This window comes from Acidovorax sp. (assembly GCF_016783915.1).
Lineage (GTDB): Bacteria > Pseudomonadota > Gammaproteobacteria > Burkholderiales > Burkholderiaceae_C > Acidovorax.
Map to the genome: position 1 here is coordinate 1 of NZ_JADHVT010000080.1, position 19,626 is coordinate 19,626.

19 protein-coding genes are annotated in these 19,626 nt (G+C 67.1%); 11 read left to right on the top strand and 8 right to left on the bottom strand.

From position 1 onward, the window contains the following. From ISS20_RS14860 to ISS20_RS14890, 7 genes are all read left to right on the top strand, one after another. The coding region (locus ISS20_RS14860; RefSeq protein WP_291437818.1) for an SDR family oxidoreductase at positions 1-266 on the top strand (266 nt) is incomplete at its 5' end. Between the two features lie 179 nt (positions 267-445). After that, positions 446-1,081, top strand: coding sequence for a MarC family protein (locus ISS20_RS14865; RefSeq protein ID WP_291437819.1), 636 nt, complete (start codon positions 446-448; stop codon positions 1,079-1,081). Positions 1,082-1,234: 153 nt separating this feature from the next. Next, positions 1,235-1,942: a winged helix-turn-helix domain-containing protein gene (locus ISS20_RS14870; protein ID WP_291437820.1), complete on the top strand. Its 708-nt coding sequence runs from the start codon at positions 1,235-1,237 to the stop codon at positions 1,940-1,942. A 49-nt stretch (positions 1,943-1,991) separates the two neighbouring features. Then, on the top strand, positions 1,992-3,428 hold the full coding sequence (locus tag ISS20_RS14875; RefSeq protein WP_291437821.1) for a hypothetical protein: 1,437 nt from the start codon (positions 1,992-1,994) through the stop codon (positions 3,426-3,428). A gap of 79 nt (positions 3,429-3,507) precedes the next feature. Continuing rightward, positions 3,508-4,974, top strand: a complete 1,467-nt coding sequence (gene creC, locus ISS20_RS14880; RefSeq protein WP_291437822.1) for a two-component system sensor histidine kinase CreC — start codon at positions 3,508-3,510, stop codon at positions 4,972-4,974. 112 nt (positions 4,975-5,086) lie between these two features. Next, positions 5,087-6,523, top strand: coding sequence for a cell envelope integrity protein CreD (gene creD, locus ISS20_RS14885; protein ID WP_291437823.1), 1,437 nt, complete (start codon positions 5,087-5,089; stop codon positions 6,521-6,523). Beyond that, entirely contained in the window at positions 6,520-6,879 is a 360-nt protein-coding gene (locus ISS20_RS14890) for a hypothetical protein (RefSeq protein ID WP_291437824.1), read from the top strand. Before creD ends, ISS20_RS14890 begins: the two co-directional genes overlap by 4 nt. Before the next feature lie 105 nt (positions 6,880-6,984). Here ISS20_RS14890 and ISS20_RS14895 read toward each other — a convergent pair whose 3' ends face one another. The 4 genes from ISS20_RS14895 to ISS20_RS14910 form a co-directional block, all read right to left on the bottom strand. Beyond that, a complete protein-coding gene (locus ISS20_RS14895; protein ID WP_291437825.1) occupies positions 6,985-8,031 on the bottom strand; it encodes a sensor domain-containing diguanylate cyclase in 1,047 nt (348 codons plus the stop codon). A gap of 199 nt (positions 8,032-8,230) precedes the next feature. Continuing rightward, positions 8,231-8,767, bottom strand: coding sequence for a hemerythrin domain-containing protein (locus tag ISS20_RS14900; RefSeq protein ID WP_291437826.1), 537 nt, complete (start codon positions 8,765-8,767; stop codon positions 8,231-8,233). A 220-nt stretch (positions 8,768-8,987) separates the two neighbouring features. Then, on the bottom strand, positions 8,988-9,569 hold the full coding sequence (locus ISS20_RS14905; RefSeq protein WP_291437827.1) for a hypothetical protein: 582 nt from the start codon (positions 9,567-9,569) through the stop codon (positions 8,988-8,990). A 120-nt stretch (positions 9,570-9,689) separates the two neighbouring features. Further along, a complete protein-coding gene (locus tag ISS20_RS14910; protein WP_291437828.1) occupies positions 9,690-9,908 on the bottom strand; it encodes a CsbD family protein in 219 nt (72 codons plus the stop codon). A gap of 373 nt (positions 9,909-10,281) precedes the next feature. On the opposite strand from ISS20_RS14910, the gene ISS20_RS14915 reads away from it, so the two are divergent. From ISS20_RS14915 to ISS20_RS14925, 3 genes are all read left to right on the top strand, one after another. After that, positions 10,282-12,156, top strand: a complete 1,875-nt coding sequence (locus ISS20_RS14915) for a DUF1800 domain-containing protein (protein WP_291437829.1) — start codon at positions 10,282-10,284, stop codon at positions 12,154-12,156. Positions 12,157-12,164: 8 nt separating this feature from the next. Next, positions 12,165-13,619, top strand: coding sequence for a DUF1501 domain-containing protein (locus tag ISS20_RS14920; RefSeq protein WP_291437830.1), 1,455 nt, complete (start codon positions 12,165-12,167; stop codon positions 13,617-13,619). A gap of 88 nt (positions 13,620-13,707) precedes the next feature. Beyond that, positions 13,708-15,084 (top strand): NAD(P)/FAD-dependent oxidoreductase, encoded by a 1,377-nt coding sequence (locus tag ISS20_RS14925; RefSeq protein WP_291437831.1) that lies wholly within the window; start codon positions 13,708-13,710, stop codon positions 15,082-15,084. 75 nt (positions 15,085-15,159) lie between these two features. Here the strand turns inward: ISS20_RS14925 and ISS20_RS14930 are convergent, their stop codons facing one another. The 4 genes from ISS20_RS14930 to ISS20_RS14945 all read right to left on the bottom strand — a co-directional run bounded on the left by ISS20_RS14930 (position 15,160) and on the right by ISS20_RS14945 (position 19,054). Then, on the bottom strand, positions 15,160-15,849 hold the full coding sequence (locus tag ISS20_RS14930) for an ABC-type transport auxiliary lipoprotein family protein (protein WP_291437832.1): 690 nt from the start codon (positions 15,847-15,849) through the stop codon (positions 15,160-15,162). Positions 15,850-15,907: 58 nt separating this feature from the next. Further along, entirely contained in the window at positions 15,908-16,876 is a 969-nt protein-coding gene (locus ISS20_RS14935; RefSeq protein ID WP_291437833.1) for an MlaD family protein, read from the bottom strand. Beyond that, complete coding sequence (locus ISS20_RS14940) at positions 16,876-17,754, bottom strand: ATP-binding cassette domain-containing protein (protein WP_291437834.1); 879 nt, start codon at positions 17,752-17,754, stop codon at positions 16,876-16,878. Before ISS20_RS14940 ends, ISS20_RS14935 begins: the two co-directional genes overlap by 1 nt. A gap of 175 nt (positions 17,755-17,929) precedes the next feature. After that, complete coding sequence (locus tag ISS20_RS14945) at positions 17,930-19,054, bottom strand: ABC transporter permease (protein WP_291437835.1); 1,125 nt, start codon at positions 19,052-19,054, stop codon at positions 17,930-17,932. Between the two features lie 286 nt (positions 19,055-19,340). On the opposite strand from ISS20_RS14945, the gene ISS20_RS14950 reads away from it, so the two are divergent. Further along, positions 19,341-19,626 (top strand): GMC family oxidoreductase N-terminal domain-containing protein (locus tag ISS20_RS14950; RefSeq protein WP_291437836.1); only part of this gene is annotated, 286 nt, incomplete at its 3' end.

A 19,626-nucleotide genomic window follows, 5' to 3' on the forward strand; every position in this document is an offset into this window, starting at 1 on the left:
AGGGCGCCATCGACACCTTCACCATCGGCCTGGCGCGCGAGGTGGCGGCCGAGGGCATCCGTGTGAACGCCGTGCGCCCGGGCCTGATCGAGACCGACATCCACGCCAGCGGCGGCCTGCCCGACCGGGTGCGCGACCTCTCGCACCAGGTGCCCATGCAGCGCGGCGGCACGGCCGACGAGGTGGCCGAGGCTATCGTCTGGCTGATGTCACAGGCGGCCAGCTACACCACCGCCACCTTGATGGATGTGTCGGGCGGGCGCTAGGGCGCGCAGGGCATCGCACAACCCAGTAGCAGGCACGCTGCAGCGCAGCATGCCTGACCGCCAAACGGCGCAGAAAACACCGCATACTCGCGCACAGCCCGGGCTGCGCCACCCTCATCTGCCGTTGGCCTGAGCCCCCCGAAGAACCACCCTGCCCACTTGCCCTTGGGAGCGCCCTGATGGACCTCAAACCCCTGATCACCCTGCTGGCCATCGTGAACCCGCTGGCCATCGTGCCGTTCTTCATCCACTACACGCAGGGCTTCTCGTACCCGCAGCGGCGCCGCACCATCCAGGTAGCCAGCTTCAGCGTGTTCTGCGTGATTGCAGCCTGTGCGCTGCTGGGCCTGCAGATCCTGGATTTCTTCAACATCTCGCTGCAGAGCTTTCAGGTGGGCGGCGGCATGCTGCTGCTCATCAGCGCGATGAACATGCTCAACGCCCAACCGGCCGAGGCCAAACCCAGCACCAACGAGTATGAAGAAGGGGCCGAGAAAGCGGCAGCAGGCAGCAGCATTGCCGTGGTGCCGCTCACCATCCCCTTGCTCACAGGCCCAGCCAGCATGTCCACCGTGGTGATTTACGCCGACCGGGCGCAGGGCATCTGGCAAACGGCCACGCTGGTGGGCTATGGCGTGGTCATCGCCCTGGCCACCGCCGTGTGCTTTGCCCTCGCCGACCCGATTGCGCGGGTGCTGGGCAAGACGGGGATCAACGTGATGACCCGGCTGATGGGCCTCATCCTCGCCGCGCTGGCCGTGGAGGTGATGGCCGATGGACTCGGCAAGCTCTTCCCCATCCTGATCGCGCGCTGAGAATGAGGTCCCCCCTGAGTCGCCTGCGGCGCCATCCCCCCAAAGGGGGAACGACGCCCTCGCTGCGGGGCAGCCCTTGCTCGGCGTCCCTCGCCTGCGCCGCGCCAGTTACGTTGTCTGCGCGGGGTGCGCAGCACCGGGGATGATTGAGGCATGTCTGCCAAACTCCTTCTGCTCGAAGACGACCCCGCCATCGCCCGCACCGTGGCCTATGCGCTGGAGCGCGACGGCCTGACCGTCACGCACAGCCTGCTGGTGCACGACGCGCGCCAGCAGCTGCAGAGCGCACGGTTTGACCTGCTGGTGCTGGACGTGGGCCTGCCCGACGGCAGCGGCCTGGACCTGCTGCGCGATGTGCGCAACACCGCGCCCACCGCCGCCCTGCCCGTGCTGATGCTCAGCGCCCACGGCGAAGAAATCGACCGTGTGCTGGGCCTGGAGCTGGGTGCCGACGACTACCTCACCAAACCCTTCAGTCCGCGCGAACTGGCTGCGCGCGTGAAGGCGCTGCTGCGCCGCGCGGGCCACGGAAACGGCAACGGCCACCCGGCAGCGCCCGCCGCCACGGCCGCCGCGCTGTTCCACGACGACGAGACGGGCCAGCGCATCAGCCTGCGCGGCCAGGCCCTGCCGCTGACCCGGCGCGAGTACCGCCTGCTGTCCCACCTGCTGCGCGGTGCAGGCCGCATCCACTCGCGCGACGCCCTGCTGGCCGCCGCCTGGGGCGACGACAGCGAAAGCACCGATCGCACGGTGGACACCCACATCAAGACCCTGCGCGCCAAGCTGCGCGAGCTGGACCCGGCGCGCGAGTACATCAGCACGCACCGGGGCATGGGATATTGCCTCGATTTGCAATAAAAAGCGGCCCTACCGCTCGTCGGTATTGGGTTTATAGCTATCTATTTTTATGAAGTACTTGCGCCGTTGCTTGAAAGCACTGGGCTGGCTGATGCTGGCCCTGGGGGGATTGGTCGCCGTGTGCCTGGTGGCCCTGATCGCAGCCAACTGGAACGATGACGCCCTGAGCGAAGCTGCCCTTCGGGCGCTGCAGTACACGCCGCCCACAGAGCAAGCCCTGGAGGGCAACGGCTATTTAATCTTGATGGGGCTGGACGCACCCGCCGGGGGCGATGCCATCGGTGATGCCATGGCACTGGGCCGCCAGCGCCTGGCGCGCGCAATCGAGCGCAGGCGCTGGGTGGAGGCCCATGGCGACCGGCAGGAAGGGACGCCCGCAAGGATTCCGCCACCACACGATGCGGGTGAAGACGTTTTGCCGACGCGCTTGCGTTGCCCTACGGAGGCTGCGGACTGCTTCGCCTGGTACGCAAGGCATGAAGTGGAGATTGCCAGCTTGGCGCACACGCAGTCCGCCGTCTTGCAGCGCTTAACGGGGATCACCAGCGCAGCCCGCTTCAGCAATCCGGCGCCCGCCTACTTGCATGCCGAACACGCGCCCTTCGGAGTGCTGGTACGCGCTCATGAACTCTGGCTGGCCCAAGCCTCTCTGGCATGGAACCAAGGGCAACAACTGCAGGCCATGGACATGGTAGGGCAGGCGGTTCAACTGCGCCGCCGCTTGGCCAGCGGAGCCGATACTTTGGTAGCCGCCATGATCGCCATCGCCATGCAGCACCGCGAGCTACGCTGGTTCAGCGCTGCAAGCGCACTGAGTGCGCAGCCCCCACCAACGGCGGTCACCGAAGCCATCGAATCTCTGCTTTCGGTACCGACAGAGTCTCTGGCACCGGCGCTGGCGGGCGAGATGCGTTTTATTGCCACTGCCTTCTATCTGTACCGAAACGCTGGCTTGACCGCCGAACCTGCTCAGGCACCCCCGACGTGGTGGCAGCGAACGTTCCATAAGATGAGCAACCTGGGTTTTCTCCCGCATCACACCCTCAACTTATCGATCGAGAATAAGCAGCAGGTGCAGGCCCTCAGCAGCCTGCCTGCCCACCAGCTGCAGACGGCGTTTTCTGAGGCATCAAGGCAATGGGCAGAAGACGGACCCTGCTCGCTCTGGATGCATTTTCGCAACCCTGTCGGCCGATGCTTGGCGGTCATCGAAACGCCCAGCTACCAAGGATATGCGCAGCGGATTGCCGACATCGATGGCTATCGCCGCCTTGTCCTGCTGCAGCACCGCGTCGCCGTAGAACAGGTCGCCCCGCCCGACATGCCCGCCTGGCTGGCGAAGTCAACCGAGGCGCTGCGCAATCCCTACACCCTGCAGCCTATGCAATGGGACGCAGCCACCAGCAGCCTCGTGTTTGAAGGCCGCGAGAAGCAGAACCAGAACCCTGGCCGATCCTCGACCTATCGCGTCCGCTTGCGGGGGTGACACCGGCGTGAAATCTGCCGCCTGCGCTCGCCCAGCAATACCCTGCAACTACTGTTTTTATAGAAGGCCCCGCTGACCCATGCGCCTCGGCATCCGCCTGCTGTTCGCCTTCTTCCTCATCAACGGCATCGCTGCGTTCTTTGTGCTGCGCGTATTCATGGCCGAGATCAAGCCCAGCGTGCGCGAGGTGATGGAGGACATGATGGTGGACACGGCCAACATCCTGGCCGAGCTGGCCAGCGAGGACCTGGCCGCCGGGCGGCTGGCAGTGGATGCCAACAACAGCAGCACCAGTCCGTTTGCGCAGCATGTGCGCCGCTATGCCACGCGGCCCATCGACGCGGCGATCTGGGGCTTTTCCAAACAGTCGCTGGACTACCGCATCTACGTGACCGACACCACCGGGCGCGTGTTGTTCGACTCCGAAAACCGTGCCATCGGTGCCGATTATTCGCAGTGGCGCGACGTAGCCCGCACGCTGCGCGGCGAGTACGGTGCGCGCTCTACGCGCGACGTGGAAGATGACGACACCAGCGGCGTGATGCATGTGGCCGCGCCCATCTACGTCAACAGCCAGATCGCGGGCGTGCTCACCGTGGCCAAGCCCACGCGCACGGTGCAGCGCTTCATCGACCGGGCCGAGCGCAAGGTGTTCATGGGCGGCCTGCTGCTGCTGGCCCTCTCGGCCGCCGTGGGCGTGGCCGTGACGCTGTGGATGGTGTGGAACGTGCGCCGCCTGCGCGACTACGCCCTGAGCGTGCAGGGCCCGGCCGACGGCGAACGCCACGACCCGAACCTTCCGCCCCCCACGGCCCTGGCCGTTCCCGAGGTGCCCGGCGAGCTAGGCGACCTGGCCCGCGCCATGGACCGCATGCGCGCGCGGCTGGAGGGGCGCGACTACATCGAGGGTTATGTGCGCGCCCTCACGCACGAACTCAAAAGCCCCGTGGCCGCCATCCGTGGCGCAGGCGAGCTGCTGCAGGACGAGCTGCCCGCCGCCGACCGCACCGAGTTTGCGACCCAGGTGGTGCAGCAAAGCGAGCGCCTGCAGCGCATCATCGACAGGCTGCTGGAGCTGTCCAAGCTGGAGCAGCGCCAGCACGCCGAAGGCCGCGCGGCGGTGGCGCTGCACGACTGCGCCGAGGCCGCCATTGCCCAGACCCGCGCCCGCGCCGGGCAACGCGGCATCAGCCTGACACTGGAAGGACACGGCAGCAGCGGCCCGTGGGAGGCCGAGCTGGTGACGCTGGCGCTGACCAACCTGCTGGACAACGCGATCGACTTTGCGCCCGCAGGCAGCACGGTGCGGGTGGAACTGGACGGCGCCACGGTGGCCGTGCAAGACAGCGGCCCCGGCGTGCCCGACTACGCGCTGCCGCGCCTGGGCGAGCGCTTTTTCACCACCGCACGGCCGGGCGGCGAGCGCAGCGGATCGGGCCTGGGGCTGGCGATTGTGCAGCGCGTGATGGCGCTGCACGGCGGCCAGATGGTGGCGCGCAACACGGCGCCAGGGCTGCGGGTGGAATTGGTGTACCGCGCGGCCTGAGCAGCGAAAGCCACCGCCAGCGGTCCCCACTTCACACTGGCCTCACAAACTTCATAGCGCCCTCACAGCGCGCCACAACACTGCCTCCACAACATCATTTGTGGAGGAACCCTTGCTCAAACACCCCTTGTTCACCAAGCTGGCGGCGCTGACCGCCATCACCGTGTTGCTGCTCTTTGGCCTGGGCCTGATCGAAGACGTGGTGCGCGACCGGCTGCGCTACCGCAGCATCACCGCTCAAAGCGTGGCCGAGAGCCTGGCCGGGCCGCAGACGCTGATGGGGCCCATGATCCACAGCGCCTGCGTGGAAAGCTGGGACGAGGAGGCGGGCAAGGGCGACGAGCGCCGCATGGTCGAAAGGCGCCGCGAGTTCATCCTGACCGCCATGCCCGAGCAGCTCAAGCTCGCCACCGGCGCCGCGATGGAAGAACGCGCACGCGGGCTGCACAAGGTGAACACCTACAACCTCAAGGCCAACGTGACGGCGCAATGGGGTTCGCTGGCCAGCCTGCTGCCCCAGAGCAGCATGAAAAACTCACGCATGCACTGCGGCGCACCCATTGTGATGATGGCTGTGGGCGACGCGCGCGGCATCCGCACCGCGCAGTTCGCGATGGGTAGCCAGACGCTGGCCCTCAAGCCCGGCACCTTCCACCCCACCTACAGCCGGGGCCTGCACGCGGTGCTGCCCGAATCCGTGCGTGGCAAGGCCGATGGCCTGACCGCCACGCTGGACCTGGAACTGGTGGGCACCGAGCGCCTGGCCATCGTCCCGCTGGGCGGCAACACCGAGGTGCTGATGACCAGCAGCTGGCCCCACCCGTCGTTTGCCGGACGCTTTCTGCCGTCGGAGCGCGAGGTCAAAAAGACCGGCTTTTCGGCCCAGTGGCGCCTGTCGTCGCTGGCCACCACGGCCCAGGCCGACATTGCGAACGGCAAGCGCATCTGCCTGGGCGCGGATGAGGGCAGCGACTATGCACACAGCGGGGCCACGCCGGGCGACTGCGCCGACAGCTTCAGTGTGGCCTTCATCGACCCGGTGAACCCCTATTCCCTCTCGGACCGCGCGACCAAGTACGGCGTGCTGTTCATCGCCCTCACCTTCGTGGCCGTGGGCCTGTTCGAGCTGATGAAAAAGCTGCGCGTGCACCCGGTGCAGTACCTGCTGGTGGGCAGCGCGCTGTGCAGCTTTTTCCTGCTGCTGGTGAGCCTGTCGGAGCATCTGCCGTTTGGCATCTCGTACGCAGTGGCCGCCAGCGCGTGTGTGCTACTGCTGGCCTATTACGCCAGCCACATGCTGGGCGGGCTCACGCGCGGGATTCCGCTGGGGGCGGGCATTGCGCTGCTGTATGGCCTGCTGTACGTGCTGCTGCAGCTGGAGCAGACAGCGCTGGCGGTGGGTGCGATTGCGCTCTTCCTGGTGCTGGCGGCTGTGATGGTGCTGACACGCAAGGTGAACTGGTACGGCCTGTCGCAAGGCGGCACGCCCCCGCGCCCCACCATACCGCCCGTGCAGCGCCCCGCAGCCCCCCGCGCGGAGGCTGCATGAACGCCACCGCGCAGACCACCCGCTGGGCCCAATACCTGGCGCAGGCCCAGGCACTGGCGCCGCCCGCCAGCACCGGCCCCGCAATGGGCCCTGCGCTGACCGTCGCCGAAGCGGCCCGGGTGCAGCGCCACCGCGACCAGTTGATGGCGGCCCTGCGGTCGCAGGACCGGCTGGCCTTGCACTGCGCCAAGCAGCAGGTGCTGGACGCAGCCTTTTGCCCCCACCGTGCCGAGGCGGACCACGACCATGGAGGGCCTGCGGGCGGCGCTGCAGATTCGCCCGCCCTGCGCAAGGCGCTGCGCGACCTGGCGTGGCGCACCGCAGCCTTGCTTTTGCCGCGCCGCCCGGAGTTCTGAAGGTGTCCCAGGGGGCCGCGCACAGGCCTCTGGGGCAAAATTTCTAATAGAAATGGCCGATAGCGCTAGTGCAATATGCACCAGCAGCTATCAAAAACAGAGCATCTACACCACCACGGTGCGGCTGCGCCCCTCGCGCTTGGCGGTGTAGAGCGCGGAGTCCAGCAGACGCAAGGTGATGTCCAGCGGCCGCAGCGGGTCGAACAGGGTGAGACCCATGCTGACCGACAGCACCAGCGCCGGCTCAATGCCGGGCAGCGGGTGGGCTGCCAGCGCCGCATGCACACGCTCTGCCACCACCTGCGCCTGGTCGATCCCGGTGGCGGGCAACAGGGCCAGAAACTCCTCGCCGCCCCAGCGCCCCAGCACATCGGCCGCACGGAAGACTTCGCGGCACAGCGTGGCAAACAGCTGCAGCGCCTGGTCGCCCACGTGGTGGCCGTACACGTCGTTCACGCGCTTGAAGTGGTCCAGGTCCATCATCAGCAGACAAGCGGGCTCATTGCCCCGCTGCAGCAGCGCCCATTCCTGGCGCAGGCGGTCGGTGAACGAGCGGCGGTTGGCCAAGCCGGTCAGCACATCGGTGTGGGCCAGCACGGCCATCTGGTGGCGCGCCGCCTCCAGTTCCACCAGCATCTGGCCCTGGCGGTCGTTGGCACGCTTGAGCTCCAGCAGCCGGATCACCTGACGCGCCAGGGCGGAGAGCAGGTCCTGGACCTTGGCAGACAGCTCGCGCGGCCGGTGGTCCAGCACGCACAGCGTGCCCAGCACATAGCCATCGGGCGTGACCAGCGGTGCCCCTGCATAAAAGCGCAGCGGGTTCTTTTGCGTGACGATGGCGTAGTGCGCAAAACGAGGGTCTTGCGCCAAATCGGGCACGATGAAAACGCCCGACTGCCGGATGGCGTAACGGCACACGGACTCGCTCAGCGGGGTCTCGCGCAGCGCAAACCCACGGGCGGCCTTGAACCACTGCCGCCGGTTGTCCAGCAGACTGATCAGGGCCACGGGCGCTTCGCAGATGTAGCCCGCCAGGTCGGCCAGCTCGTCGTAGGCGGGCTCCATGGGCGTGTCGAGAATTCCGTAGCGCTGCAGTGCTTGCAGGCGGTCGGTGTCGTCGCAGGGGTCGTCAGAAGGGGTGGTGTCGGCCATGACGCGAAGCGGCCGCGCCGCCCCCATTTGCCTTGAGATGGATCAGCATGCCACACAAGCCGGACGGCTGACGGGTGGAAGCCCGATGGCCCCCGGGAGCACGCCAGGGCGGTGCTCTGGCCGTGCGTGCCTGCCTCTCGTTTGTTCGTTCAGCGTTCGCTGAGCCTGCCGCTGCGGGCAGGCTGGGAAGGTGCGCCGGTCAGGCAGCCACAGCGGGCGCGCTATCACGTTGGGCAGCGGGCTCGCTGGCACCCGGGGCATCGGCGTCCGAACACGTGGCCCCACCGCAACCGTGTATCAGCGCACCCGGCAACGCACCGGGAGCGTGCACCACGCCCGTTGCGGGGTCAAACCCCACGCGGCGCAGGTGCAGGGCCAGCGATGCATCCATGCTCTGCGCGTGCTGCGGAAACCACAGCGCCAGCTCGCTGGCCATGACGCGCAGCACCTTCAGGTCGCCCTGCTCGGCGCGTGCCGTGCCTTCACGCATCACCTGCAGCACCACCTTGTGCTGCATGCTGTGGCAGTTGCCCGATGCAAAGCGGGTGGAGGCCATCCAGTCGTCTTCCTGGCCAAAATGCTGCTCGGTGTGCTCCACCAGCGCGCGCCAGCGGGGCAACAGCTCCGCGTCGCTGGCCTGGTCCACAGCGGCCAGCAAGTCGACGAACTCCCGGTGGGTGTCATCCATCAGGGGCAGGTCGAGGTTCAACGCATCAGACCATTCGAGGTGGGCCATGGGACTCCTTGGGCGGGCAGATCAAACGAAGGTGCGAGCTTAGAAGCCCCGGCCTGGCTGGGCGTTGATACAGGTCATGACATGGCGCCATGCGATGGCCGGGCGCGCCGGGCCGCGCGCATCGCTTCTCCAGAAACAGCAAGACCCTGCACCGCGCAGCGGGCAGGGTCTGGTCATGCTCAGCCTGGGATCAGGTCAGGCGCCCAGCGCCCACACCCGATCAGCTTTGGCCGTACATGCGCTTGGCGTCGTCCACGCACTTGGACTTGAGGTCGCCAGTCATGGTTTCGCAACGCTCTTTGGCAGCCTTGTAGTTGGCCTCGTTCTTCTCGGCCGCAGCGTCCTTGCGTGCCTCGGCCACGTTGGCGGACTTCTCGGCAGCGCTATCGGCAGGCTTGGCCTGGGCGGCTGCCACCTTGGCGTTTTCCTTGGCCTTCACATGCTCAGCCTTGGCGTCCTTCACACACACGTCCTTGGCGTTGCCGGTCAGGTCGTCGCACTTTTCCTTGGCGACGGCGTAGGCAGCGTCGGCACGGGCTTCGGCGACCTTCTGGCTGGCCTTGGCACTGGGCTTGTACTGCGCTTCGAGTTCGGCCTTGGCCACGTCCTCGGTGCCCTTGGCTTCCTTCACACAGATGTCCTTGGCGTTGGCCTTGAGGGCGTCGCATTTTTGCTTGTTCATCTTGTAGTCCGCCGAAATGCTGTCCTTGGCGGCCTTGTGCTCTGCAGGGGTCATGGCAAAAGCGGTGGTGGCCATCAGACCTGCGGCGCAGGCGGCGATCAGGGTGCGTTGGAATGTCATGGGTTTCTCCTCGGGTTAGATTGAGTGCAATCGGATGAAATCTTGGGGGACGGTGTGCCAGGGCAACCCTGGCGGGGCGCAGGGTGCGAAGCGCGGAGTGCGCGCGCCGCAGCGGCGCAATCAGTCGTTGAAGCGGAAGTCAGGATGGCGGTCATGCCACTCCTTGAGCTGCTTCTCGGCCGCGTCACGGGCGATGCCCTGGCGCTCCTGCAGCTTACCCAGGAACTGTTCGCGCTTGCCGTCAATGACATCGAAGTCGTCGTTCGTGAGCTTGCCCCACTGCTCGATCATCTTGCCCTTGAACTGCTTCCAGTTGCCCTTGATGGTGTCTTCATTCATGGTGTAACTCCTCATAAGAACTTCGCTTCAGCCATCCACTCGGAGTGCGTGGAACATTTGCGTGATGCGATGGAGCCCACTGTAGAAATGAATCTGCCCAGCCCCCGTAGTCCAGGCCAGGCAGCCCGCGTCAGCACAGGACTACGGGCATGACGGACATCGCCGATGTAACGGCACCCGCCCTCTGGCGGATGCCCGACAAGGGCTCACCGGGGGTACAAAGTGTTGCAATCGCCCATCAGTCAGCGCATCGCCTGCGGGCCCCTTACCATGGCATGTTTCGCTTGGTAACACTTGTGTTTCCAGAAGGGCACAGCCTGTGATTTAGTCGTGGCTGTGCCTGCGCGACTGCGCACTTTTCACCACGACCAACATGACACATCCATACGAGGCGACTCTGACAACTGCGGTTGCAGAGGCACCAGAGGGCCTGCCCCTCCCCCCCGAACAAGCCCACACCGCCAGCAGGGGCCACGCGCCCTTGTTGACCGCGCTGTTTGCATCCACTGCCCTGGCCGCCTGCGGTGGTGGCGGTGGCGACAGCGCGCCGGGTACAGGAGCACCCAGTGCGCCGGCGCCATCCACCCCCTCGCTGGGCAACTACGCCCATCCATCGGCCACGACGGATAACGAGGCCGCCCGCTTTCTGCTGCAGGCCCAGTTCTCGGCCTCGACCGCCGAGATCGCAGCCCTGCGCGGCACCACCTATGCCGACTGGCTGGACAGCCAGTTCAGCGCGGGTCTCAGCCAGGGCGGCTGGGACTGGCTGAACCAGCGCGGCTACGCAGACATCAGCAACGACACGGCCTACTACGACAACTCCTACCCCGCCGACTACATGATCTGGTACCAGCTCATGAAGTCGCCTGACGGGCTGCGCAAGCGTGTGGCGCTGGCGCTGTCCGAGATCTGCGTGGTCTCGCTCAGCGGCGTGGACATCACCTGGCGCTGCCATGCCATGGCCTGGTACTGGGACCAGCTGGTGAACAACGCCTTCGGCAACTACCGCTCCGTGCTGGAGAACATGACGCTGAACGCGGCCATGGGCTACTACCTCAACACCCGTGGCAACCAGAAGGAAAACCCCGCCACGGGCCGCCAGCCTGACGAAAACTATGCCCGCGAGGTCATGCAGCTGATGTCCATCGGGCTGGTCGAGCTGAACCTCGACGGAACACCCAAGAAAGACGGCGCTGGCAAGCCCATCGACAGCTACACCATGAACGACGTGACCAATCTGGCACGGGTGTTCACGGGCTACGACTACGACCAGACGCAGAACGTGCCCACCACCGTACCAGGCACCACACGGGTGGTCTCCAACACCACCTTTGCGCGGCTGCCCATGGCGCTCAATGCATCGCGCCATTCCACGCTGGCGGCCACCTTCCTGGGCACCACCGTGCCCGCCAACACGCCGGGCGCTGCGGCGCTCAAGACCGCGCTGGACACCCTGTTCAATCACCCCAATGTGGGCCCCTTCATCGGCAAGCAGCTGATCCAGCGCCTGGTCACCAGCAACCCCTCGCCCGCCTACGTGGCCCGGGTGGCTGCCGCCTTCAATAACAACGGCGCAGGCGTGCGGGGTGACCTGCGCGCAGTGGTCAAGGCGATCTTGCTGGACGACGAGGCACGCTCGCCCGCCGGGCTGACCCAGCCTGGCTTTGGCAAGCTGCGCGAGCCCATGCTGCGCTTTGTGCAGTGGGGCCGCACCTTTGGCATCAACTCAGTGCAGGGCAGCTGGAAGATCGGCGACCTGAGCGACCCAGGCTCGCGCCTGGGCCAGAGCCCGCTGCGTTCGCCCTCGGTTTTCAACTTCTTCCGCCCAGGCTACGTTCCGCCGTCCACGGCGCTGGCGGCTGCGGGCGCCGTGGCACCCGAGTTCCAGTTGGTCAACGAGAGCAGCGTGGGGGGCTACCTCAACTACATGCAGGGCGTGATACGCAACGGCGTCTTTGTGAATGCCCCGGAGCTGCCCAACAACGGCAGCACCTCCAACAACGGATACGACATCAAGGCCAGTTACACCAACGAGCTGGCCATCGTGGCGGATGCGGACGCGCTGGTCGCACGCATCAACCTGCTGATGTGCGCAGGCCAGCTGTCCACCGCTACCGTCAAGCTCATTGCGGACGCACTGAAGGCAACGCCCGTCACCGCCGCAAGCACCGACGCTGTCAAGCTCGACCGGGTGGCGGCAGCCGTCTTCCTGGTCATGGCTTCGGCCGAGTACCTCGTTCAAAAGTAAGCCCCGCCATGCACCTGCTTCAACCCGAACTCCACACCCGCCGCGCGTTCCTGCGCCGCTCCACCCAGCTGGGCCTTGCGGGCACAGCCCTGCCCTTCGCGCTCAACCTGGCTGCCATGGGCGAGGCTGCGGCCTTCAACGCCACCGACTACAAAGCGCTGGTCTGCGTGTTCCTGTACGGCGGCAACGACTATGCCAACACCGTGGTCACCTACGACGACGACAGCTACAACCGCTACAACACCATCCGGGGCGGTGGCTCAGGTCAGGCGGCAGGTGGCATCGCGCTGGCCAAGGCGGACCTCACCCCCACGCTGCTGGCACCCACCACGCCGCTGCCGGGCGGCCGCCAGTACGCGCTGCACCCGGCCATGACGGGGCTGGCGGGCCTGTTCAACAGCGGCAAGGCGGCCGTGCAGCTCAACGTGGGCCCGCTGGTGGTGCCACTGACCCGCGCGCAGTACAACAGTGCCGACCGCGCCACCTACCCCGTGCCGCCCAAGCTGTTCTCGCACAACGACCAGCAGTCGGTGTGGCAGTCATCCTCGCCCGAGGGCTCCACCGTGGGCTGGGGCGGCAACATCGGAGACTTGGCACTGTCCTCCAACGGCAATTCGCTGTTCACTTGCATCTCGGTCACGGGCAATGCGGTGTTCCTGTCGGGCGACTCGGCGCTGCAGTACCAGGTCAGCACCAACGGGGCCGTGGCCATCAACGGTGTGAAGAACCGGGTGTACGGTTCTTCAGCGGTGCAGAGTGCGCTCGCGTCGCTCATCCAGCAGCCACGCACGCAAACGCTGGAGAACGAATACAACCGCGTGACCACCCGCGCCGTGACGGCCGAAAGCCAGATCACCAACGGGATCGCGGGCGTGACGCTGGCTACCACCTTCCCCAACAACAACTCCCTGGCCAACCAGCTCAAGATGGTGGCGCGCCTGATTGGCGCGCGCACCAGCCTGGGCAGCAAACGCCAGGTGTTCCTGGTGTCGCTGGGGGGCTTTGACCTGCACGACAACCTGATCGCGCAACAGCCGGTTCTGATGCAGCGCGTGAGCGAGGCCATGACCGCGTTCTACAACGCCACGGTGGAGCTGGGCGTGGCCGACAAGGTGACGGCGTTCACCGCGTCCGACTTTGGCCGCACGCTCAGCTCCAACGGCGACGGCTCGGACCACGGCTGGGGCAGCCACCACCTGGTGGTCGGCGGCGCCGTCAAGGGCAAGGCCTTCTATGGCAGCGCGCCGCCGGTCAGCATCACCAACACCGCAGCGCCCGAAGACCAGTGGCACGTGGGCCAGGGGCGCCTGCTGCCGTCCACCTCGGTGGACCAGTACGCAGCCACTCTGGCCAAGTGGTTTGGTGTGGCCGATAGCGAAATGGCCGGCGTGCTGCCCAACATCACGCACTTTGGCGCAGCGGCAGGCCGGCCGGACTACCCGGTGGATCTGGGGTTCCTGTAACCCGGCCCCGCCCCCGTGACCCGGGGGCCTGCAGGTCGCGACCACGGCAGGGGCCTGGGCCACTACCCGGCTCCCCAATAATGGCAGCATGACGACTCCCTCTGCTTCCCCGCTTCGCCCCCGCGTGGTCATCATCGGTTGCGGATTCGGCGGCCTTGAAGCCGCCCGGGCCCTCAAAAGCGCGGCGGTGGATGTGACCCTGGTGGACAAGACCAACCACCACCTCTTCCAGCCCCTGCTTTACCAGGTGGCGACCGCCGGGCTGTCGGCCCCGGCCATTGCGGCGCCCATTCGGCATCTGTTCCGGCAGCAGCGCAACGTGACCACTTTGCTGGGCGAGGTCACACACATCGACGTGGGTCAGCGCACCGTGCACCTGGCAGACGGCGCCACGCTGCCGTATGACCACCTCATCGTGGCCGCCGGCGCCACGCACAGTTACTTTGGCCGCGACGACTGGGCGGCCTATGCGCCCGGGCTCAAGACGCTGGACGACGCGTTCGAGATCCGCCGCCGCGTGCTGCTGGCGTTCGAGGCGGCCGAGAAGGAGCCCGACCCCGCAAGCCGCGCGGACTGGCTCAATTTTGTGGTCGTGGGCGCGGGCCCCACGGGCGTGGAGATGGCCGGTACGCTGGCGGAAATTGCGCGCCACACGCTGCCTGGCGAGTTCCGCCATATCGACCCCGCGAGCGCGAAGATCATCCTGCTCGAAGGCGGTGCACGCGTGCTGCAGGCCATGCCCGAGGCCCTGAGCCAGCGCGCCAAGGAACAACTGGAAAAGCTGGGCGTGGACGTGCGCCTGGGCGCCCGCGTCACCGCCATCGATAACGATGGCTTGAAGGTCGAATCGCCAGCAAGCGCAGGTATATCAAGCGCTAGTAGCTATCAAATTAATAGCAGATGCATTGTATGGGCCGCTGGTGTGACAGCCTCGCCGCTGGGCCGCCACCTGGCGGATGCCACCGGTGCCAGCACCGACCGTGCGGGCCGCGTGGTGGTGGAGCCCGATCTGACGCTGCCCGGCCACCCCGAGATCAGCGTGATCGGCGACCTGGCGGCAGCCAAGAGCCACGTGGCCGGCCATGAGCCCACGCCCGTACCCGGCGTATCGCCCGGCGCAAAGCAGATGGGCCGCGCCACGGCGGCCAACATCCTGCGCCGCCTGGCGGGGCAGCCCACCCAGCCGTTTCGCTACCGCGACTACGGCAACCTGGCCACCATCGGCCGCAACTCCGCCGTGGTCGACCTCACCTCGCCCGCCGGGCCGGTGCGGTTCTCAGGCTACTTTGCGTGGCTGTTCTGGCTGTTTGCGCACGTGTACTTCCTGATCGGATTTCGCAACCGGCTGGTGGTACTGCTGGACTGGGCCTGGGCGTACTGGAGCTTTGCGCGCTATGCGCGGGTGGTGACGGGCATTGAACGCCATGAGGCCGCACCCCTGCCCCCAACACCGCCGAGCACCTGACTGACAGCAACGCTGCGTGGCGCCACGGCCAAGGTCAGCGTCCCTGGGTAGGGGCTGGCCACGAAGTACGGTGCGTTACTGCCCCACCTGCTCCACCCACGCCGCCAGCTCACTCGCCAGCTGGCCCGACGCCGCTGCCAGAGCGGCCACGCCGCCCGCCGCATCGGCCGACTTGGCGGGCTGCTGCACGATGAACACGCGCTGCCCGCGCAGCGATTCGCCTGCCGGGGTCAGTTCGACCACCGTGGCGCGCAGGCGCACCACCCCGGCGCTGTCGCTAGGGCTGGTGAACAGGTGGCTGAACTCCTCCAGCTCGGTGCGCAGCACCAGGGGCAGCTTGTTGCCCCGGGCTGGCTCGCGGGCCTGGACGGCACCGTCGTCGGCCTTGAGCACAGCGCGGCGCAGGCCCAGTTGCTCGCGCAGGCGCTGCTGCAGCAGCTGCGCGGGCGGCTGGCTCCAGCGGGCCTGGCTGTAGGGGCGCAGCTGCTGGGCGTCGGCATAGGCCAAGCGGTACAGCACGGCATTGCCCCCCTCGGGTAGGCCGGGGGCATCCATATCGGCCATGGCCAGCGGAGGCATGGGCGCACGGCGGTCAGTGGGCACGGTGGCCAGCGGGCCAGGGCCAAAGTCATACAACACCGGGCGGGCCGGAGGCGCTGGCAAGGCCGAGCAGCCCGTGAGCACCAACACCGCAGCCAATCCACAGCCCCACAGTGCGGTAGCGCTGGATGTATATGCCTTGGTTGCTATGTTTTTAATAGTCATCATGTTCACTCCACACAGAGGGCCTGCGCCACCAATGCGGCGCGGGAGGGGGGCCAGCTCACGGGGCGCTGCCAAACCCTGGCTCACCCGGTCCGGGCGGAATGCGCCCCGAGCCATAGATGAACAACTGCGGGTTGTCGGTGATACCCCCCGCCGCGCGTCCCATCTGGCGGGCAGCGCGGGCTGTATCGTCGGCCGCGCGGTTCACACGCGGCAAGGTGGCAGTGCTGAACTGGTCTGCCGCGCGCGCCAGGGACTGGGTGCCGGCGGTGATCTGGTCGATGGCGCCACCCTCGGCGTTGAGCCGCTGGTTGGTCTTGCCCAGGTCCACCGCCAGGGCCGACACACTAGAGCCGGCCTGCTGCAATGACTGCAGGGTCTGGCGCGCGTCGCTGGCCAGGGGCGGCAGCGCGGCCAGGGCCGGGTCCAGGCGCTGGGCCACGGTGGCATCGAGCCGCTGGGTCAGGGTGTTGACGCTGCCAGCGGCCTGGCCGATGTTGGACAACGCCTCGGTGAGCTTTTGCTGGTTGCCGTCGCCCAGCAGCTGGTTGATGCGGCGCGTGGCCTCTTCGACCTGGCCGAGGATGGCGGGCGCCTGCTCGGCCAGCTTGCCAAACGGCGAGGGCTTGAGCGGCAGGCGTGGCAGGCCGCTGGGGCCGGGGGGCAGCTCGGGGTAGGGCTGCTCGGCGTCGTCCAGCAGCACATGGGCCAGGCCCGTGACGCCCTGGTAGCCCAGCACCGCAAAGGTGGTGGGGCTGATGGGCGCCTGTTCGTTGACGGCGATGCGGATCAGCACATTGCCGTTGACCTGCGGATCGAAGCCGATGCGCGTGACCTTGCCCACGGCCACGCCCTTGTAGCGCACGGCGGCCTGGGGCTGCAGGCCACTCACGCCGTCGCGGGTGGAGAGCTCGTACTGCTCGTAGTTGGCGTTGTCGCGAGTGAGCCAGATGGCCAGGCCGGCCAGCATGGCGGCCACCACCAGCACAAAGATGCCTGCGGCGAGGGCGTGGGATTTGTTTTCCATCAGGGATGTTCCTTGTCGGGCGCAGGCGCGGCGGCGGTCTGCGCCGAGGCCTGCTGCACAGGGGGCACGGGGGCCATGGCGCGTTGGCCACGTTCGCCCATGAAGAAGTGCTCGATGAAGGGGTGCGAAAAGTGCGCCACCTCGTGCGGCGGACCAGTGACGATGACCTTCTTGTCCGCCAGCACCGCCACGCGGGTGCTGAGCGCGAACAGCGTATCCAGATCGTGCGTGACCATGATGACCGTGAGCCCGAGCGCCGCGCGCAGCTCGCGCAGCAGCGCGCAGAAGTCGTCAGAGCTGCTCGGGTCCAGGCCCGCCGTGGGCTCGTCCAGCAGCAGCAAAGGCGGGTCCATGATGAGCGCACGGGCCAGCGCCACGCGCTTGACCATGCCCCCCGACAGGTCGGCCGGCATGCGCGTGGCGTGTTCGGGTTTCAGCCCCACCATCTGCAGCTTGACCAGCGCGGCATCGCGCACGAGTTCGGGTGGCAGCGTGCCCTGCTCGCGCAGCGCAAACGCCACGTTATCGAGCACGTTGAAGGCCGAAAACAGCGCGCCGTGCTGGAACAACATACCCACCCGGCTGGCCGCGCCCTCGCGCCCCATCTCCGACGCGGGACGGCCCAGCACGGTGACCTGCCCCCGCGTGGGCCGGGCCAGCCCCAAAATCTGGCGCAGCAGCACCGTCTTGCCCGTGCCCGACCCGCCCACCAGCGACAGCATCTCGCCGCGCTGCACGGTGAAGTTCAGGTCCTGGTGCACGGTGAAGGTTTCATCGCCCTTGCCAAACTGCGTCCAAAGGCCCTGCACGTCCACGATGGGCGGCTCGCCCAGCGCGACGGCGATGTGCTCGGGTTTGGCGATGCGGGTTGCAGTCATGCAGCCCCTCCATCCACATGCAGGTTCACATCGTTTGAAACTGGCGCAGCCCAAGCCAACGGCCGCTGCGCAAGAGTCGCCCCACCACGCTGGCGGCGTCCCCCTTCCCGAACTGCGCAGCAGTTCGAGAGAAGGGGGAAGCGGCGAAGCCGCTCAGGGGGAAGCCACTTCATCTTTATATTCCGATGTTCTTGAAGGCCACCGCAAACAGCGCGTCCACGATGATCACCATGGTGATGGACGACACCACCGACGCCGTCGTGCCTTCGCCCAAACTCTGGGTGTTGGGCTTGACGCGCAGGCCCCAGTGGCAGCCGATGAGGGCAATGAACGCGCCAAACACCACCGACTTGGCCATGGCCAGGCCCAGGTTGCCCACCTTCACCGCCGCAGGCAACGCCTGCACAAAGTACGACGGCGAGATGTCCATCGAGATGTCGGCGGCCACCATGCCGCCGGCCAGTGCGGCCAGCGTGGTCCACACACTGATGAGCGGCATGGCCAGCGCCAGCGCCAGGGTGCGCGGCATCACCAGCCGAAAGCCGTGCGGGATGCCCATCACGCGCATGGCGTCCAGCTCCTCGGTCACCCGCATCACACCGATCTGCGCGGTGATGGACGAGCCTGAGCGGCCCGCCACCAGGATGGCCGCCAGCATGGGCCCCAGCTCGCGGATCAGCGAGATGCCCAGGATGTTGACGATGAACGACTCGGCACCAAACTGCCGCAGCTGCAGGCTCATCAGGTAGGCCAGCACCACACCGATGAGAAACCCAACCAGTGCAGTGATGGGCAGCGCCGTGGCGCCCATGCGGTACAGATGGCCGGACACATCACGCCATGGCCCCTTGCGCGGTGCGCGTGCCAGGCGCCCCAGGTCCAGCACCAGCTGGCCCACCATCTCCAGCAAGTGGCGGGCGTGGTCCACACCGTGCAGCACCAGCACGCCCAGGTGATCGACCTGTTCGCCCAGGCGCCAAGGCTCAGGCGGCGGTGCAACACAGGTGAACTGAGCCACCCGTTCCAGCATGGTGCGCTGGCTGTCGGTGCAGGCCAGCTCTGCGGGCCAGGCGTGCTGCCAGTGGTTCCACAGCAGCTGCGCGCCCACATGGTCCAGCCACTGCAGCTCCCGCAGGTCCCAGCCCAGCGTGGGGGCGGGGGGTGCGCCGCGCAGTTGGTCCGACACGGCCTCCCATTGCGCCGCGTTGCCCAGCTCGGCCGCACCCCAGCGCCCACGCAGCTGCGCACACGGCCCTTGGGGCGTATCGGCGCGGACGATGTGGGGAGCGTGGTCGGTCATGGGTCTGGCCGCCAGGGCAGCCGCAGGGGTGGGGTCGTCAAGAAGCAGCAAGGAAGAGCGTGCATGGTAGCGGAGCGAATCCTGCAAGCGCTGTCGGACACGAGCCTGTCAAGCACAGACAGGCGGCGAAGCGTGTAATTATTATCAAATCAGCGCCAAGCGCAATCAATTCAAGCATCAGCAGCTACCAAAAGTGTAGCAATAGGCACACACCCTATCGACAGGGCTTGCCCCATCCGCACAATGGCCCACCGTTACCACCTTTGATCGGCACCGCCCCTCCTCCATGAGCGACACCACGTTTGACACCATCATCATCGGCGGAGGCACAGCCGGTGCCTTGCTCGCCAACCGCCTGAGCGCCGACGGCCGCCACCGCGTGCTGCTGATCGAGGCCGGCCGCAAGGACGACTACCACTGGATCCACATCCCAGTGGGCTACCTGTACTGCATCGGCAACCCGCGCACCGACTGGCTCTACAACACCGAGCCCGACGCCGGCCTGAACGGCCGCACGCTGCGCTACCCACGCGGCAAGACGCTGGGTGGCTGCAGCAGCATCAACGGCATGA

Excerpts from the sequence above, each read along its gene's own strand:
- ISS20_RS14890 (WP_291437824.1), top strand. The coding sequence starts at position 6,520 with ATGAACGCCACCGCGCAGACCACCCGCTGGGCCCAATACCTGGCGCAG.
- ISS20_RS14875 (WP_291437821.1), top strand. The coding sequence starts at position 1,992 with ATGAAGTACTTGCGCCGTTGCTTGAAAGCACTGGGCTGGCTGATGCTG.
- ISS20_RS14905 (WP_291437827.1), bottom strand. The coding sequence starts at position 9,569 with ATGACATTCCAACGCACCCTGATCGCCGCCTGCGCCGCAGGTCTGATG.
- ISS20_RS14925 (WP_291437831.1), top strand. The coding sequence starts at position 13,708 with ATGACGACTCCCTCTGCTTCCCCGCTTCGCCCCCGCGTGGTCATCATC.
- ISS20_RS14870 (WP_291437820.1), top strand. The coding sequence starts at position 1,235 with ATGTCTGCCAAACTCCTTCTGCTCGAAGACGACCCCGCCATCGCCCGC.
- ISS20_RS14940 (WP_291437834.1), bottom strand. The coding sequence starts at position 17,754 with ATGACTGCAACCCGCATCGCCAAACCCGAGCACATCGCCGTCGCGCTG.
- ISS20_RS14930 (WP_291437832.1), bottom strand. The coding sequence starts at position 15,849 with ATGACTATTAAAAACATAGCAACCAAGGCATATACATCCAGCGCTACC.
- ISS20_RS14865 (WP_291437819.1), top strand. The coding sequence starts at position 446 with ATGGACCTCAAACCCCTGATCACCCTGCTGGCCATCGTGAACCCGCTG.
- ISS20_RS14900 (WP_291437826.1), bottom strand. The coding sequence starts at position 8,767 with ATGGCCCACCTCGAATGGTCTGATGCGTTGAACCTCGACCTGCCCCTG.
- ISS20_RS14920 (WP_291437830.1), top strand. The coding sequence starts at position 12,165 with ATGCACCTGCTTCAACCCGAACTCCACACCCGCCGCGCGTTCCTGCGC.
- creC (WP_291437822.1), top strand. The coding sequence starts at position 3,508 with ATGCGCCTCGGCATCCGCCTGCTGTTCGCCTTCTTCCTCATCAACGGC.
- ISS20_RS14910 (WP_291437828.1), bottom strand. The coding sequence starts at position 9,908 with ATGAATGAAGACACCATCAAGGGCAACTGGAAGCAGTTCAAGGGCAAG.
- ISS20_RS14895 (WP_291437825.1), bottom strand. The coding sequence starts at position 8,031 with ATGGCCGACACCACCCCTTCTGACGACCCCTGCGACGACACCGACCGC.
- ISS20_RS14915 (WP_291437829.1), top strand. The coding sequence starts at position 10,282 with ATGACACATCCATACGAGGCGACTCTGACAACTGCGGTTGCAGAGGCA.
- ISS20_RS14935 (WP_291437833.1), bottom strand. The coding sequence starts at position 16,876 with ATGGAAAACAAATCCCACGCCCTCGCCGCAGGCATCTTTGTGCTGGTG.
- ISS20_RS14945 (WP_291437835.1), bottom strand. The coding sequence starts at position 19,054 with ATGACCGACCACGCTCCCCACATCGTCCGCGCCGATACGCCCCAAGGG.